Genomic DNA, 17,627 nt, shown 5'->3' with positions numbered 1-17,627 from the left:
TAAAATGGATACCGGCGGTTATCCGGATTGAGTCTCTGGCAACTCCACTCGGCAAGTCTCCTTCATGTACCCTTGATGTATGGAATTACAATACAACGAAGGAAGGCAGTGGAAACGTGAAAAATATTGTAGAACATGTGCCCCGCTACTTTGAACCGTATGTCAATGACTGCTTTGCGACTGCTTATGGCGCTTGTCTGGCTCATCTCGGGCATGACCCAAGGCTCGTGCTTGCTGATTATCTTTCTTTTATGTTTGACCCAAGCACCAACTTTATCGGTACGACCTTTATGTACCGCTTCTCCACTTCGGTGGAGTTTACGGAGGCGGAGCTCAACTCCTCGCTGGGACTGGCTTATTTTCCCGAAACAACCTACTATGATCCGGATGCTCCTTATACGGAGAACGAGAAGCATCGAGATAAAATCCGGTTTCAGCTATATATTCATGATGACTCCGAGGTTGCGGCAGCCCGGCTCAAGGAGCTGATTGACAGCAATAAGGCTGTAGCGGCTGTGGTGGACCTGTATTATATGAGCTACCACCGTGCCTATATGAAAGAGCATGGACTGCATGCTATCGTGATCACCGGGTACGATGAAGAGAAGGGAGTTTATCACGTATTCGATAAATACTTACTGAGCAGCAGCGATTTTGACGGGGAAATCCCCATGGAGGACATCATCACGGCCAGACTATCGGATGTGCCGCGTCTGAATCCGATTATCGGTGAGTATCGAAGACCGATCCGCAATCTTTGGATGGAATTCGATGCAGGAAGTGACTATACGCCGGATCGTGCCAAGCTGCTGGGCATCCTTCGGGAAAGCTATTCGCGAATGAGCGGCAGGGAGGAAGCGTCCACAGGCTATAGCGGACTTCGAAGCATTGAGGAATTCAGGCAGAGCCTGCTGCGCCGCAAGGAGCACCCCGTGGACACGGATACAGCAAACTTCTTTAAAGAGTATTATAATGTTTGTTTAAAAAGAGTCGCCAGAGGGCGAAACCGCTTCCGGGTGTTCCTCCTCGAGATCGCCGACTTGCTGCCACAGGAGACTGTGGGTGTGATAACAGAGCAATTGGCCGAATCGGCCAAACGCTGGGATATCTGTGCCAATCTGTCGTTAAAATTGGCTATATCCAAATCGGTTCGGATGTATGATGATCTGGATCGCAATGTACAAGCCATTCTTGAAATCGAAAGCGCGATTGTCGAGCAGCTGCGGCTGTGTGAAATGGAGCTGCAGGTATAGTTGATGGAGCCCGTCCCTCATGATGAATCATGGGGGCGGGCTTTTGTCTGTGGTCAAAGTTACCGTAGAACATCTACTCAAGTTCGAACACACGGATATTTCTAACAGGGAATAATCCCCTGTAGGAGATAGCGCGCTTTAAGGAGGGGAAAGAAGAATTTATTCAGAATATTGCGATGAAGTTGATGATTGTGGCGATTCCGGAATCGCATCTCTATCATCGTTACCGCAATATTCAAAATTACGAGCACATGGAGGAACAGACGACAAGATGAGAGACTCAAGAGCAACTAGGCAGCTATTCCGTATGTTACTGGCATCCCTGCTTGTTTTGGTTCTGGTATGGCCTGCATATTTGCCCGTGGCTTCGGCTGCGACCAATGATGCAAATATGCCCGCAAATCGCCAATTGCATCGAGCTGTCACGATGGCCGATGGTAAGGTCATGGTGACCGGCGGAAACGATGGTATGCAGCATACTGCCACCACGATGATTTATAATCCGACTTTAAATTCTTGGATGTACGGAGTTTCCATGCTGACTGCACGGTTTAGTCACGCCGCAGTCTTGCTGCATGATGGCCGGGTAATGGTCATTGGAGGAAACAGTTTTGACACCGGCGTTCTTAATAGTGTTGAAATTTACAACCCTTCTACGAGCACATGGAGCGCGGCTGCTCCGCTATCCGTGCTGAGGGCAGCCCACACCGCTGTGACACTTCCGGATGGCCGTGTGTTGGTAATTGGCGGCGGGAATGATGATGGTGATCTTGCATCAACTGAAATTTACGATCCGTCGACGAATGTGTGGTCCGCAGGCCCTAGCATGCCCTCGACCCGAAAAGAATTCGGCGCGGCGCTGATGGGTGACGGAAGAGTGTTGGTTTCGGGCGGTACGGTGAACGGCTCGATGTCCAATAGCGCACTGATCTATGATCCTACTTCAAACAGCTGGTCAGCCGCTGCGAACATGCCAACGATGCGTTACATTCATGGTTCAACAACGCTTGAGGACGGAAGAGTTTCGGTGGTGGGCGGTTTCGATCCGAACTACACGCCGCTTACGAGCACCGTCATTTACGATCCGGAAACGGACAGCTGGATCTCCGGTCCCACGTTGAACGTAGGGCTCATCGCACCTGAAGCGGTGCTGCTGCAGACAGGGGAGGTATTCGTAGCCGGCGGAGCAGGTAATTCCGGACCTTCGAATCACAGTGAGTCGCACCGACCGGTGCCGCGAACTTCCATGCCGAAGGCGAGTGTTGCTGCAGGCGCAGTCTCTCCCGGCACGAACGTCTCGTTATCTACCTTCGCAGCAGGCGCGGCGATTTATTATACGACTGACGGCAGCACGCCGACGACGGCTAGTACCGTGTATAGCGGGCCGATCACGGTGAATGGACCGGTGACGATCAAAGCGATCGCGAATCGCAGCGACTGGGGAAGCAGCCGATTGATGACCGCCGCCTATACATTGAACATTCCGCTCACCGAGACGCCGACGGCATCTCCGGCTGGCAGCGAAGTTGCCCGAGGTGCGCTTGTTACACTTTCGACAAGCACCAACGGGGCGGTTATTCACTATACGACAGATGGCAGCACGCCGACTTCGGTAAGCACGGTTTACGATAGTGCGATCGCCATCAACGCGGCGATGACGATTAAAGCGATTGCCGTAATGGACGGTATGGCAGATAGTATGGTTATGTCTGAAGCGTATACGCTACAGCCAACGAAACCCGATGCGCCCGGCGTGACAGGCGTCACGCCGGGTGATGGCTCTGCTAGTATCGCGGTAACCGTTCCTTCGGACGGCGGACGGCCAATTACGTCTTATACGGTAACATCTTCGCCGGATGGTATCACAGCCTCTGGCGCAAGCAGCCCGATTGATATCACTGGCTTGACGAATGGGACGGCTTACACGTTCACCGTAACCGCCACGAACTCCGTTGGCACTTCGGACGCATCGGAAGCCTCAGACAGTGTTACACCGGCAGGCAAACCGAGCTCACCGACAGTAGTTACGGCGGAGGGAGGCAGCGGTGAAGCGACGGTAACCTTTACTGCTCCTAACGATAACGGCGGCAGTGCGATTGCCGGCTACACGGTTACAGCATCGCCTGGCGGCTTAACCGGGACCGGCACAGGCAGCCCGATTAAGGTTATTGGACTAACCAACGGCACGTCGTACACGTTTACGGTGACGTCGACGAACAGCGCGGCAACGTCGGATTCGTCCGTTCCGTCGAATGCGATCGTTCCGATGGCCGTTTCGGAGGCTCCGGCGAATGTTAGCGCGATATGGGGCAATGGTGAAGCGACGGTGTCGTTTGATCCGCCTGCCGACAACGGCGGCAGCAGCATTACGCAGTATACCGTAACAGTTTTACCGGGGGGCCGGACAGTGACTGGTTCCGGCAGCCCGATTCCAGTTACGGAACTGACGAATGGCACGGCTTATACCTTTACCGTGACAGCAACGAACGCAGTAGGAACTTCGGAAGCTTCCGAAGAGTCTTCTCCTGTGACGCCGGCTACGGTACCGCAAGCGCCGACAAACGTAGCCGCTTCCCGAGGTGACAGCCAAGCGACGGTGTCTTTCGACGCTCCTGCCGATAATGGCGGCAGTGCAGTTACGAGCTACACCGTGACGGCTTCACCTGGTGGCCGGACGTCAACTGGCACAGGCAGCACAATTAACGTAACAGGGCTGACGAATGGTACCGCCTATACGTTCACAGTAACGGCTACGAACGCGGCTGGCACATCTGAGGTTTCTGTACCTTCAAACGGCGTTACTCCGGCAGCGGTTCCTGGTGTTCCGAGTGGTGTGACGGTTGAAGAAGGGGAAGGAGAAGCGACGGTTGGATTCACGCCTCCTTCCAACGATGGCGGCAGTCCGATTACCGGATACACGGTGACAGTTTACCCTGATGGACGCACCGTAAACGGTACAAGCAGCCCTATTACGGTAACAGATCTGGTTTACGGTGTATCGTATGCATTTAAGGTGTCGGCAACGAATGATGCCGGAACGTCGGCATTGTCGGCCTTAACACCTGATCTTGTACTGATTACGGAACCGGGAGCGCCGACCGACGTCTCTGCAGCATGGGGCAACACCCAAGCTGCCGTATCGTTTACGCCTCCGGCATTTGTAGGCGGTAGTCCAATTACAGGCTATACGGTAACGGTATGGCCGGGGGAACAGACAGTGGAGGGGAGCGAGAGTCCGATCGTTGTAACAGGGCTTGATAACGGCACTGCTTACACGTTCACGGTTAGGGCGATGAATGCTGCTGGATCTTCCGATGCATCCGCATCTACTGAGTCGGTTACGCCGGCGACTGTCCCGGGAGTACCGACGGAAGTTACCGCTACGGCAAGCAATGGCAAAGCGTACGTATCGTTTAAACCGCCGGTTGACAATGGCGGTAGCTCCGTAACGCAATATACAGTAACGGTCTTACCGGGTGGGCAGACCGTAACGGGAACGAACAGCCCGATTACCGTTACAGGACTTACTAACGGTACGTCTTATACCTTTACGGTTACGGCTACGAATATAGCAGGCAACTCCGAAGCTTCCAGTGAGTCGGCAGCCGTGACACCACGTGCTCGCTCTTCTTCTGCAGCTGCTGCTCCTGTCGCTCCTTCAGAGCCTAGTGCGGATGTACTCGTTAACGGCAGCCGCGAAAGCGCAGGCAAGCTGATAACGTCTGAGGTGAATGGACGTAAGGTAACGACAGTTGAAGTCGATGAGGCGAAGCTGAAGGCCAAGCTGGATATACAAACGAAAGGCGCGGTTATTACGATTCCAGTTGTAACTAAGTCGGACGTTGTGTCCGGTGAATTGAACGGCAGAATGGTACGGAGCATGGAAGACAAATCGGCAGTTGTCGAGATTAAGACAGAGACAAGCTCGTACTCTCTCCCCGCTCAGCAAATTAATATCGGAAGTATGGCTGAGAAGTTCGGTGAAGGAGTTGAGCTTCAGGACATCAAGGTTCGGATTGAGATCGGAGCCCCGAAGGAGGATACCGCCAAGGTCGTTGAGCAATTAGCCGGCTCAGGTGATCTCCAGCTCGTTGTACCTGCCGTGGAATTTAACGTCAGCGGCACGTTCAAAGACAAGACGGTTACGATCGACCGTTTTAATGCGTACGTTGAAAGGACGATTGCTATTCCGGACGGAGTTGACCCATCCAAGATTACGACGGGCGTTGTGATTGAAGAGAACGGAACGGTTCGTCACGTGCCGACCAAGATCGTGAAGCTTGATGGCCGCTATTATGCGCAAATCAATAGTTTGACAAACAGCACATATTCAGTTGTCTGGCATCCCGTTGCATTCGCCGATGTGAAAGGTCATTGGGCGGAAGCAGCTATAAACGATATGGGCTCTCGCATGGTCATAAATGGTGTGGATGACCGTACCTTCCTGCCGGAGCAGAATATCACGCGGGCGGAATTCGCCGCGATGCTTGTTCGTGCACTCGGCTTGAAACCAAACGCATCGCGCGCTTCCTTTGCAGATGTGAGTGCATCGTCCTGGTATTCGGACTATGTCGGTACAGCTGTCGAGTACGGGCTCGTCCAGGGATTCGGCGATGGGAACTTCCAGCCGGAGGCAACCATTACCCGTGAGCAGGCGATGGTCATGACGGCGAAGGCACTGCGGTTGACAAACGATGCGTTGCCGAAGCTTAGCGGCAATCAAGTGCAAGCTATCATCGCCGGATTCGGTGATGGCGGTGCATCAGGTGATTGGGCTGCAGAGAGCATCGCATTGCTAGTCGATCGCAAATTGGTCGGTGGAGTAACCGGCAACCAACTTGCGCCAAAAGATTTAATCACTCGTGCACAGGCGGCGATGATGATTCAACGGCTGCTGCAGCAAGCGAAATTGATTTGAAGTTACAGGTAGAATGAGGTGGAAGCCGACGCGATCGTAAGATTGCGCCGGCTTTTTTTACCATCATAAAATTTATAATTCCAGGGCCACAAACTCTCAATGTATCATTTAATATCGTTATGTTTTTTTTTGAAGGAATTACCTGCTCCTGCACGAAATCTATCATTTTAACATTTAAGCAGCCGGAGTTGGTAGATTTGTTTCTGTGGCCATACTTGTTTCAGCTTATACCTTTCTTACTCTTATTTTATATGGCTATTGAGATTTATTTTCGAGACCCCAAAAATAGACTTCACCGCATTGCGATGATTATGTTTTTCTTGTTCAGTTCCTTATATTTCGGGCAATTCTTAATGAATATTGTTCCGCTTGATTACTCGGCGTTAATGTCTCGTTATATAGTGCTGAGCTCCTCTTGCATGATTATGTCGGTCGTGATTTATTTTTTTGGCAAGTTAAAAGGAATGTCGCTCGTGCACAGGCCTATTCATGTCATTTCGCTGCCCCCGCTTTTCGGCTTGATCGTGTTGTTTTGGAACTCGCCTTTGACCGAAGTGCTGGTGGAGCAAAACGGCCATTGGCGCATCGAACGTTATAGCGTTCTTGTGCAAGCCACTTTTGCCGTTATTGTACTTTATACGCTAATCTGCATCCTTACATTGCTCTTCTTAACGATTCGCGCAGCGAGAAAGAACAGCCTCAGCGATCAGGAAAAAGTCAGGCTGAAAGTGATTTGGAGAGGAACTCTATTTGCCAGCTTATGGGTCATTTTGATAAATAGCCTTAATGTGGTGACACTGCAGGTATTCAATATGTCCATGTCGCCTGTGGCTCCTTATTGTATTGTCGTGTTTGCCTTGTTCATTCGTTATGCCATGATCAACTATAATTTTCTATCCTCCGCCATCAGACGGTATGAAATCTTATTTAAGCTATCACCTAACGGTATCGTACTGGTGGATGAATTAGGCCAAATGATTGAGGCTAACGATGCTTATCTGCAAATCATCGGCGTAGATGCGGAAAATACGAATTGGTACCGAAAAAGAGTGACCTCATTTATTCAGTTCGAGCCTAGCAGTCATGAGGCGACGATGACGGAGGCTTATGTCAACCGGAAATCTTTACTGCTGGAGCTGCAAATAAGAAATTATAGGAATGAGCTGCGATCCATCCAATTGAATATGGACTTTATCGAGATAGATGGGAAAATATGGACGTATATGATGGTGAACGACATCACGCAGCAACAAGAACATCAGGAAATGCTATTCAGGCTTGCCTATCATGATGCTTTGACAGGATTGTTAAACCGGAGAAGATTTTATGAACTGTTGGGAGAGACGTTTCAGCAAACAGGTGCAGCAAGCAGTCAAGTTGCGGTGATGCTGATCGACCTTGACCGCTTTAAGTGGGTGAACGATACGTTCGGCCATTCCGCCGGTGACGAGCTTTTGATTACAGTTGCTGAGAGACTGCAGGCCGCAGCACCAGTTGATGCGCAAATTGCCAGACTTGGCGGAGATGAATTTGTCATTCTTCTGCCGCGGCTGGACTCTGAGCAGGATGTCCGCATGCTGGCCAAGAGGTTAATTGAACAGCTGAATCAACCAGTCAGGTTAAACGGCACGAGCTATGAGGTAACCGGCAGTATTGGTGTCAGTGTTGCACGAAAAGGCGATACGAATCCGGAAGCAATTATGCGCTGCGCCGATACCGCCATGTATGAGGCCAAGAAGAACGGACGCAATCGATTCAATGTACATAATGGCAGCAAGTAGTCATTGACTGGAATCGCTTTCGTACTCTACACTAGGAGCATTTGATGCCCAAGGAGTAGAGAAACTTGAGAGATAGCACAGCATTAGAATCCTTGCCTACATGGAAGAGATTAAGCTTATACGCCGTAACATGGCCGATTTTTGTAGATTCAGTGCTTAGAATGCTGCTTGGAACCGCTGATGTATTCATGCTCAGTCGTATCTCGGATTTGGTTACCGGGGCCGTGGGATTGGCCAATGAAATTATTATCTTCTGCATACTTATGTTCGGCTTTGTAGGCATCGGAACTAGTGTAGCTGTAGCTCAATATCTTGGAGCTGGACGCGAGAAGGAAGCAAGCCGCATATCCGCTCTGGCGATTACGATTAATATGGTATTCGGGCTGATCATTAGTCTGGCGCTCTACTTGTTCGGCGAGCCGCTGATGCGGCTCATGCATTTGGCGCCGGATCAGGTCGAGATCGCCAGCCGCTACTTAAAGCTGATCGGGGCGTTCATCTGGATTGAGGCGTTATCATACGCGATATCGTCTGTCATCCGTTCGCATGGACACACCAGGGATGTCATGTTTGTGACGCTTGGCGTCAACATCGTGCATGTTGCCGGTAACTTTTTGTTGATTTTCGGGCATTTCGGGTTTCCAGAATGGGGAGTAACCGGTGCAGCTGTGTCTACGGTTACGAGTCGGCTCCTAGGGTTGGTCGTTTTACTTGTGATCCTTTATCGCCGCATACCGATTCGGATTCGCCTCAAGGATTATGTTTCGTTCGAAAGGCAGTACGTCAAACAAATTCTTGGAGTAGGGCTTCCGGCGGCAGGCGAGCATTTATCCTGGCAGTCTCAGCACATGATGATCGTAAGCTTCATCAATATCATCGGCCCCGCCGCGCTTAGTACCCATGTCTATGTGATGAACATATCCAACTACTTCATGGCGCTGGGTATGGCGATTGGGGCAGGGACGGAAATCCTCGTCGGTCATATGGTCGGAGCCGGCGAGTTTCAGGCGGCCTATCACAAGCTGCTGCGCAGCCTGCGGATCAGCTTTGTCGTGACAGCGGTCGTCGTCGGAATAGCAGCCTTTCTCCGCAAAGACTTCCTGAGCTTATTCACCGACAACCCGCAGATTATTGCCGTCGGCTCTAGCATTCTGCTGCTATCGGTGATACTGGAGCCCGGACGGACGTTTAATCTGGTTGTCATCAACTCGCTTCGAGCTGCGGGGGATGCTAGATTTCCCGTGCTTCTGGGTGTGCTGTCCATGTGGGGAGTGGCCGTACCGCTTGCCTATTGGCTGGGCGTCCATACAGACCTCGGCCTGCTGGGCGTGTGGATTGCCTTCACGGTTGACGAATGGCTGCGGGGACTTATGATGCTGCTGCGCTGGAGAAGCCGCGCCTGGGAGAAGAAGGTGCTGATTAAACCGGCTGCCGAAGTGGAAGCGGTCGTCGCTTCATAAATAGAACAAGAAACCGGTCTGTCACTTGGTGATGGGCCGGTTTTGTTTGTTTTGCTTAGGCTCATTGGGGTCACCTAACAACTGTTCATACAGCTTTTTCGAGGCTGCTGACAGAGGTGTGCTTTTCAAAGTAGCGATCCCTACTTGTCTAGGGGGAGGCGGGGAAAGAAGAGGAATTTCGTATAGCGTACCATTCGCAAGCTCCTGCTCTACAAAGGACCTGACCACGCAAGCGATGCCAAAGCCGCTTCGTGCAAATTCAATCAGCAAATCCACGCTTCCGAGCTCGATCTCTGGCTGCAAAGCGAAGCCTTGCCCCATGACAAACTGGTCGATATAAGCTCTGGAATTGCTGCCCTTCTCTAAAAGGATAAGCGGATACTCGAGCAGTTGTTGTAGAGAGAGCGGCTTGTCTAAGAGGTGTTTGTAGGCTTCCCCGGTGATAAAGCAATCTTGAATCTCCATGCTCTCCTGTACGTTAATTTGATGGTCGGAGAGGGGGAGGTTCACAATGCCCATATCGATTTTTCCTTCCTTCAGAAGAGACACCGTTTCAGGCGTCGTACGGTTTGTCACTTGAATTTTAATGTTAGGATACGCTTCATGGAACGATCGTAAATGTGGAAGGAGATAATGCCGGCATAAGGAGTCGCCTGCTCCAATCTTGATTTCTCCAGCGGAGAGCTGCTGCATCTCGGCCATTTTCCGTTCGCCGTTGAGAATGAAATGGTAGGCTTGTTCAATGTAAGTAAACAATGCTTGGCCTTCGGTCGTCAAGGTGACGCCTTTACTGGTACGGATAAATAACTGACAACAAAGCTTGGCTTCCAATTGTTTGATGGAATGGGTAACAGCCGGCTGAGTGATGAACAGCTCTTCGGCGGCTTTGGACAAGCTGCCTGCATGGGCGGTTATATAAAAGACTTGGTACAGCTCCATGTTATGTATCATGTGTATTTGGCCTCCATATCATAAATGAGAGTTATATTTAATATTACTAATATTCATTATTTTTATATGACTGTTCGAATTATACTGGCTGTAGAACGGAAATTCAATGATGAATAGGAGAGATCAATTTGACTGTTACTGCCATTGTAGGTGCGAATTGGGGGAGATGAAGGAAAAGGGAAAATGACCGATGTGCTGTCAGGTGGTTCGCGTTGTGTCGTCAGATACCAAGGTGGAAGCAATGCGGGGCATACCATCATCAATTCATATGGCAAATTTGCCCTGCACCTTCTGCCATCGGGGGTGTTTCATCCGGAGGTGCTGAATATCATCGGTCCCGGTGTGGCCCTTAACATCATGCAGCTGCTCCAGGAGCTGGACGCTTTGGCGAAAAGAGGTGTTACGCAGCCGCGGCTCATGATCTCCGAGCGGACGCAAGTCGTGATGCCTTACCACATTCTGTTTGACGAGCTTGAGGAGTCGCGTCTGGGGGACAGGAAGTTTGGTTCGACGAAGCAGGGCATTGCGCCATTTTACGCTGATAAATATGCAAAGCTGGGGATTCAGGTCGCAGACTTATTTGATGAGGCACGCGTCAGGGCCAGAGTGTCTGCTTCGCTTGAAGCGAAGCAGGTGCTGTTGAAGCATTTGTACAACCATCCGGCGCTAGAGGTAGACGTGATCGTTCGTGAATTGATGCTACAGGCAGAAGCTATTCGGCCTTTTGTAGGGAATACTTCCTTAGTTCTGCAAGAAGTGCTTGCGGATGGGGGAGAGATTTTGATTGAGGGGCAATTAGGCGCACTGCGGGACCCGGATCATGGGATATATCCATATTCGACTTCATCGTCCACATTGGCGGGATTTGGAGCAGTAGGCGCAGGGCTGCCTGCGTCCTCAATAAAGCGTGTTATTGCAGTGACCAAATCTTATTCCAGCTGTGTGGGCGAAGGGCCGTTCGTAACTGAGCTGTCTGGAGAAGCTGCTGATCAGTTGAGGCAGAGAGGAGGGGCAGATGGGGAATACGGAGTGAAGACAGGAAGACCCCGGCGAGTCGGGTGGTTCGATGCGGTAGCTACCCGATACGGGTGTACCATTCAGGGGGCGACAGCTGTTGCGCTTACGAACTTAGACGTTCTCGGGTACTTGGACGAGATACTGGTTTGCATGGCTTATGATATACAGGGCATGCAAACTCAGCAATTTCCTGCCTCTTGTCAGCTTGAGCAAGCAGTTCCTGTATACCGGATATTTCCCGGCTGGAAATGTGACATCTCAGGAATCAGAACGTTTGCTGAGCTTCCCGAAGCCGCGCAGTATTACGTTACGGAGCTCGAGGCTGCCCTGGGGGTTTCGATTGATTGGGTATCCGTCGGGCCGGAAAGGGAACAGTTAATCAAGAGAATTCGTGAATCCTGACGGAACTCGCTATAATACAAATACGAGATCCATTCCCAAGATGAATCTTGCATTTAATGAAAGAATGAGGTGCGGAACATGACCGCTCTAGTTGTAATGGTTAGCTTGGCGGCGCTTTTGATCGCAGCTAGCTATCTGATTTTGAACTATTACCCTCCCTTAGGCAGCAAGGATAAGGGACCATCCGTCTATGGATCTCCCCATTACGCCGAAGGCAAGTTCAGCTATTTTCTTCCAACAAAGATGGATATGCGACTGTCCACGAGTCTGTCCATGCTCTTTGATTTTATGAAAGGAAATCCAAACGCGAAGCCCAAGCAACCGCTGCGTCCGGAGCGGTGGATTCCTCAGGAACACCGGGATGATCAAACTAGAGTAACCTGGCTGGGGCATTCCGCCATGATCGTAGAGGTGAATGGTTCAATACTGCTGCTGGACCCGATGCTGGGCAGTGCTCCTTCTCCATTTCCCTTTATGGGCGGAAAACGCTACAGCAAGCAGCTTCCTTTTGATATTCAGGAGCTGCCGGAGATTGATGCCGTGCTGTTTTCCCATGATCATTACGATCATCTGGACTATGGCACAATGATGCGGATCAAAGATAAGGTCCGGCGTTTTATAGTGCCGCTAGGCGTGAAAGCTCATCTTGTCCGCTGGGGAGTGGACGCTGATATAATCAGCGAGCACGATTGGTGGGACAACCTTGAATACGAAGGGCTGTCCCTGACTTGCGCACCGGCAAGGCACTTCTCGGGAAGAAGTCTTGGCGATCGCGATGCAAGCTTATGGTGCTCTTGGGTTATCGACTCAGGGACCTCGCGAATCTTCTTTAGCGGAGATAGCGGTTATGGCCCGCATTTTGAGGAAATTGGAAACCGCTGCGGTCCGTTTGACCTGACGCTGATGGAATGCGGCCAGTATGATGAGCGATGGGCGCCCATTCATATGATGCCGGAGCAGACAGTTCAAGCTCATCTTGATGTACAGGGCAAGCTGATGCTGCCTATTCACTGGGGAGCCTTTACGTTAGCCTTCCATGATTGGACGGATCCGGTAGAGCGGGCGGTGGCTGCGGCTGAGAAGCAAGGTGTGAGCATCGTAACGCCAAGAATTGGCGAAGCGGTACAACTTGGATCTAGGCAGCTTCCCCGGACAAAATGGTGGAGAGCCGTATAAGCTTGTCACGGTTCGACATGTATTTTGGTATAATGGAACTATTCGTGAATGAATAGGAGTCAGCTATGATAACAGTTCCTGGGTACAAAGTGCTCCATACCGTTTATGAGGATAATTACATTTGGATTGCTCACGCCTATTCCGAGGCAGCCTCGCGTGTCGTACTGCTGAAGATGGCAAAAGCGGGGCCCCGAGCGATTGTAGAGAATGCCAAGCTCATGCATGAACATGAAGTTCTTGCTCCTATGCAGGGCCCCGGCATATTGAAGCCGCATTCGTTCTTCAGGCAGGGTACCTCGGTTGTGCTGGTGTTTGATATTTTTCATGGTATCGTGCTGCGCAACTATTTGTTGACAGTTCCGATGGAAGTTGAACATTTCTTACAGATGGCTGTGCAGCTGTGCGACATATTAGCCTATATTCATGAGAGAGATCTAGTTCATATGAATGTTAGACCAGATACAATTATTGTCAGACCTCAGTCTTTGGAGGTCTGTTTAACAGGTTTCAGCGATTCGATTTCCATGCAGCAATCGATGCAGGTCTCCATGCTGGAGGGCAGTCCTCCCTATATGGCGCCTGAACGCACATCCATTAAGCGCATGCGAATAGACGCGCGAACGGATCTTTATTCACTAGGTGTAACATTCTTTGAAATGCTGGCGGGGGAGCTGCCCTTTACAGCGAAGGACCCGCTCGAATGGGCTCATGCGCATAAAGCCAAGCGTCCGCCTTGTTTATCCGCTGCATATGGGATTCCTGCGATACTGGCTGAAATCGTTGCAAAACTGCTTGCAAAGGCGCCCAGTGAGCGCTACCAAAGCGCGGCAGGAATAAGAGCCGATTTGCAGCGATGCAAGGACCGCTGGGAAGAATGCGGCTCTCTTGCGTCATTTGAGCTAGGAATGAACGATGTGCCTCCCCGGCAAGAGTTTGAAGGAGAAGCGGCAGTAAACCAGGGGGAAGGTCAGGCGCTCCGAGAGTCTCTTCTCGATGTGACTGGTGTTCCTGAGACCGTGCTGGCCGTAGGCTCCATGCCGATTCTACAAGGCGCCGAGTCTCCTTTTTCCGGAGCGTACTTTGGCAGCATGCTGGACATGGCGGTTGTCTACAAAGCATCTCAGGCGATCACGGAGGATCGATCCGGGTCTCGAGCTATGCATGAAATATTGCGGATCTGCGTCGAATATGCTGGAGCTAGCAGCGGGTGCTGGTTGGATGCTTCAACATCTAACGAGCTTACTGTAGCAGCCTCTCTTGTTGCAGAGAAAGTAGGATGGTCGCTGCAAACCACAGCCGTCCCCCTTGAGCTTGCAGAGCATGTATGCAGAGATGTTGTAAAAGATGCGGCTGCCGCACATGCTGTGGTTCGACTGAATCATGCTGCCTTGGAGGGACGATACGCGGAAAATCCCTACATTGTGGAAAATAAAGTCATGTCCGTGATGTGTTCTCCTGTCATTGCAAATGATGAACTCATTGGACTCATTTATTTGGAAAATAACGTCATGCCCTCGGCGTTTCATGATGGGAACGAGCGCGTATGGCAGATGCTGATGAAGCAGTTTATGAATGCTATACGTCTCTTGAAGGCAGTGGAGCCGGGAACGTTGGAGCAGGAGCCGACCCTTCTGACCTCGCGGGAGGTTGAAGTACTGACTCTGATTTCGCAGGGGATGTCCAGCAAGGAAATTGGGAGCCGGCTTTTCTTGGCGGCAGATACGATTAAAGTGCATGTCAGGCATATATTTGAAAAGCTTCAGGTAAATCGGCGTATTCAGGCTGTAGCTGAAGCCAGAAGACGGAATTTGATTCCATGAGCAGATATCGGGCGCGGTACAAGGCAAATCGGGTGATATCTATGTTCACAGCAAGCATACAAACCCCCGTTAATATGTATACTAGGACTGCCTTATAAACCAGTATACAAGGAGCTGTTTGTCACAGTGGCTAAAATTCTCTACATTACGGCACACCCGCACGATCATCAGACCTCTTATAGTATGGCGGTCGGTAAAGCATTTATCGACGCCTACAAGGAAGCAAATTCCGGTGATGAAGTCGAGCATCTTGACCTGTACAGTGTGCAAGTTCCTCATATCGATGCTGATGTGTTCAGCGGGTGGGGAAAGCTTCGCGGCGGTAATGAGTTCTCGAGTTTAAGCAAGGAAGAGCAGGCTAAAGTCGGGAGATTATCCGAGCTGGCGGAGCAATTTGTCTCTGCAGATAAGTATGTCATCGTAACCCCAATGTGGAACTTCTCCTTCCCTCCGATTATGAAAGCCTATATCGATTCGGTTTGCGTCGCGGGGAAAACATTCAAATACACGGAGAATGGTCCGGTAGGTCTACTTCCTGACAAAAAAATGCTCCACATTCAAGCACGCGGAGGTATTTATTCGGAGGGTCCTGCCGCCGATATGGAGATGGGACACCGTTATTTGGGCATTATCGCCTCATTCTTCGGTATTAAGGATTTCCAAGGCATCTTCGTCGAAGGGCACAACCAATTCCCTGACAAAGCGCAGCAAATTAAAGAAGAAGCGATTCAGCGCGCGCAAGCATTGGCGAAATCGTTCTAATTGTAAAGCAAAGAAACCTAATCGAATGGCTCTATGTGAAGCCGATCGGATTAGGTTTCTTTTTCGTTTAACCGTCTATCGTACCTTAGCTCGGAATTCGTCCACCTGCTCGGGAGTACCGCTGACCAGCAGACGATCGCCCAAGCGAATTTCTGTATTTCCGTGAGGAATCAGATAGGACTCGCCGCGGTAGATTCGCAGGATGAGAATATTCTCAAGACCAGGCAGCTGACGCAATAAGGTTGTGAGCATAGGCAAATGCCGAATCGTAACCTCGGAAATGGAGCCGTCCTGGTCGGAGAGCAGCTTCAACGCGCCCGGGCTGTCGATCAAGGCTCTAAGAACTGTTCGTGCCGCATACAAGGTCGAGAATACTTCGAAGCCTTCCGCGGCGAGCTCCTGCTGGGACTCCGGCGCTTCGACCCGGATCAGTACCCGCTTGTCTGATTCAGCTCGTACCCGGCGGGCAAGCCGGATATTGAAAGCATCATCCATCGTGGCGAGCACAATCATGTCTGCCTCGAGTGCTCCTTCCTGCTCCAACGTTTGCTCGTTCCACTGAGATACCTGACGAACGATGTTTTGCTCATGCAGATTCGATATCTCCGTCGTCGCCGAAGTTGATGAGGAAGCGGTAAAAATATGAATTTCATAGACATCCTCTTTGGCGAGCTCCTGAGCGACAGGCATCGAGACGTGGTTCATTCCGACAATCGAAATCGTGGTCTTGCGCTCTGCCGGCTTTGGAGACATTTTGTTATAGATGACCGGAAAGATCAGGCAGCTCAGTATGGCTACTAAAATCAGTGCGCCGTGGAAGGATTCGCTGATAATGTGCAAATCCAATGCCAATGTGGCCGCCGCGATGACGAGGCTAAGCTTGGAAGATAGCAGAACACCTGAGCTGATGACTTCTCGCCATGAGAACCATTTTTTCAGGATCATCATGGGAATGACTTTGGCGGCAAACATCATGAGCAGCAGCAGAGGAATGCTGAGCAATAGCTTCATGTCGGTCAATAGTGGCTTCAGCTCCAGATTGGCGCCGATCATAACGAAAAATATCGGAATCAGAAAACCGTAGCCGAACGATTCCAGTTGATGGACAAATTCCTTTTTTGGACGCAACAGAGAAACAATGACCCCGGCAAGGAAAGCGCCCAAGATATTTTCAACACCTAAGCTTTCAGATAAAAACACGATGGCGAGAATCAAAGCAAAGATTGCCCTAGTGCCGAATTGAATCGTACTTTGGCTAAGTACCTGAAAGACTTTACCGGATGCAAATTTACGTACGGATAGATAAATGAGTGTAACCAGAAAGAAGAACAGAAACAGCAGCAGCATGCGCATCATGTTGTTGGACAAGAAGCTGACGTAGAAGGCAAGCAGAATCATGGTGAAAAAGTCCGCCAATACCGTAATCAGCAGCAGAGTTTGTCCCAAGTCGTTCTGAACCATCTTTCGTTCCTTGAGCACCGGTACAACGACGCCGAGGGAGATGGTGCCGATAATCAGCGTGGTCAGAAACACCCGATTGACAAAGCCTGCCCACACCAGCCCCCAAGAGAGCACACCGGAAAGCAGGAAGATCGAGACAAAGATGACGCAGGCCACAACGACAGGCTGGTACTGCTTCTTAGCGGAAGTCTTCTGTTTCGTAAAGGATGTGAAGTCGATCTCTACGCCGCTAAGAAACATTAAATAAATGAATCCAAGCAGGGAGAGAAGCTCCAGCCATGGGTCGCTGCCCACGAGATTAAATCCGCTCTTGCCCAGAATAAGCCCCGCTAAAATCTCTGCGACAACAACAGGAATCACCCGTAATCGAAGCTGATAAAGCAGGATCGGTACCAAGAATGAAATCGTAACTACAAGGATCAAACTTCCCAGTGATCCATTGCCATGTTCCATAGAGATCCCTCCAGCTATTCAATTAGGTATATCGAATTTTCCCGAAATTCATCGGATTTCTTTAATTTTAACTAAAAAAGACCAAATTATCAATTTTACAAGAAGTAATCATCGATTCTATACGCTTTTTATTCATTATCTAATCGGCACACCGATTTTATGAATCAGCCGGA

Annotated in this window: 9 protein-coding genes and 1 pseudogene; 8 read left to right on the top strand and 2 right to left on the bottom strand. The window is 50.5% G+C overall.

What is annotated here, in order from left to right; all coding sequences use genetic code 11:
• Window positions 1–116 precede the first annotated feature (116 nt).
• The 4 genes from L0M14_RS22055 (at window position 117) to L0M14_RS22040 (ending at window position 9,412) form a co-directional block, all read left to right on the top strand.
• Window positions 117–1,253 carry a BtrH N-terminal domain-containing protein gene (locus L0M14_RS22055; protein WP_235118707.1) on the top strand — a complete coding sequence of 379 codons (1,137 nt, stop codon included), beginning with the start codon at window positions 117–119 and terminating at the stop codon, window positions 1,251–1,253.
• A gap of 271 nt (window positions 1,254–1,524) precedes the next feature.
• Entirely contained in the window at window positions 1,525–6,171 is a 4,647-nt protein-coding gene (locus L0M14_RS22050) for a fibronectin type III domain-containing protein (RefSeq protein ID WP_235118706.1), read from the top strand.
• Between the two features lie 197 nt (window positions 6,172–6,368).
• The gene (locus tag L0M14_RS22045) at window positions 6,369–7,952 is read left to right on the top strand and encodes a sensor domain-containing diguanylate cyclase (RefSeq protein WP_235118705.1); all 1,584 of its coding nucleotides are present in this window, start codon (window positions 6,369–6,371) and stop codon (window positions 7,950–7,952) included.
• A 65-nt stretch (window positions 7,953–8,017) separates the two neighbouring features.
• Complete coding sequence (locus L0M14_RS22040; protein ID WP_235118704.1) at window positions 8,018–9,412, top strand: MATE family efflux transporter; 1,395 nt, start codon at window positions 8,018–8,020, stop codon at window positions 9,410–9,412.
• A gap of 21 nt (window positions 9,413–9,433) precedes the next feature.
• On the opposite strand, the gene L0M14_RS22035 is transcribed toward L0M14_RS22040, so the two are convergent.
• The gene (locus L0M14_RS22035) at window positions 9,434–10,363 is read right to left on the bottom strand and encodes a LysR family transcriptional regulator (protein ID WP_235118703.1); all 930 of its coding nucleotides are present in this window, start codon (window positions 10,361–10,363) and stop codon (window positions 9,434–9,436) included.
• Between the two features lie 128 nt (window positions 10,364–10,491).
• Here L0M14_RS22035 and L0M14_RS22030 point away from each other — a divergent pair.
• The 4 genes and pseudogenes from L0M14_RS22030 (at window position 10,492) to L0M14_RS22015 (ending at window position 15,540) form a co-directional block, all read left to right on the top strand.
• Window positions 10,492–11,782, top strand: a pseudogene (locus tag L0M14_RS22030) (adenylosuccinate synthase).
• A gap of 78 nt (window positions 11,783–11,860) precedes the next feature.
• Complete coding sequence (locus L0M14_RS22025; RefSeq protein WP_235118702.1) at window positions 11,861–12,958, top strand: MBL fold metallo-hydrolase; 1,098 nt, start codon at window positions 11,861–11,863, stop codon at window positions 12,956–12,958.
• Window positions 12,959–13,023: 65 nt separating this feature from the next.
• Entirely contained in the window at window positions 13,024–14,778 is a 1,755-nt protein-coding gene (locus tag L0M14_RS22020) for a protein kinase domain-containing protein (RefSeq protein ID WP_235118701.1), read from the top strand.
• Window positions 14,779–14,904: 126 nt separating this feature from the next.
• On the top strand, window positions 14,905–15,540 hold the full coding sequence (locus L0M14_RS22015; RefSeq protein WP_235118700.1) for an FMN-dependent NADH-azoreductase: 636 nt from the start codon (window positions 14,905–14,907) through the stop codon (window positions 15,538–15,540).
• Between the two features lie 75 nt (window positions 15,541–15,615).
• Here the strand turns inward: L0M14_RS22015 and L0M14_RS22010 are convergent, their stop codons facing one another.
• Entirely contained in the window at window positions 15,616–17,454 is a 1,839-nt protein-coding gene (locus L0M14_RS22010) for a cation:proton antiporter family protein (protein ID WP_235118699.1), read from the bottom strand.
• Between the last annotated feature and the right edge of the window lie 173 nt (window positions 17,455–17,627).

The organism is Paenibacillus hexagrammi, from assembly GCF_021513275.1.
In the GTDB taxonomy this organism is placed as follows: Bacteria; Bacillota; Bacilli; order Paenibacillales; family NBRC-103111; genus Paenibacillus_E; species Paenibacillus_E hexagrammi.
Note: the sequence above shows the minus strand (reverse complement) of the source record. Positions and strands in the feature narration are given on the sequence as shown.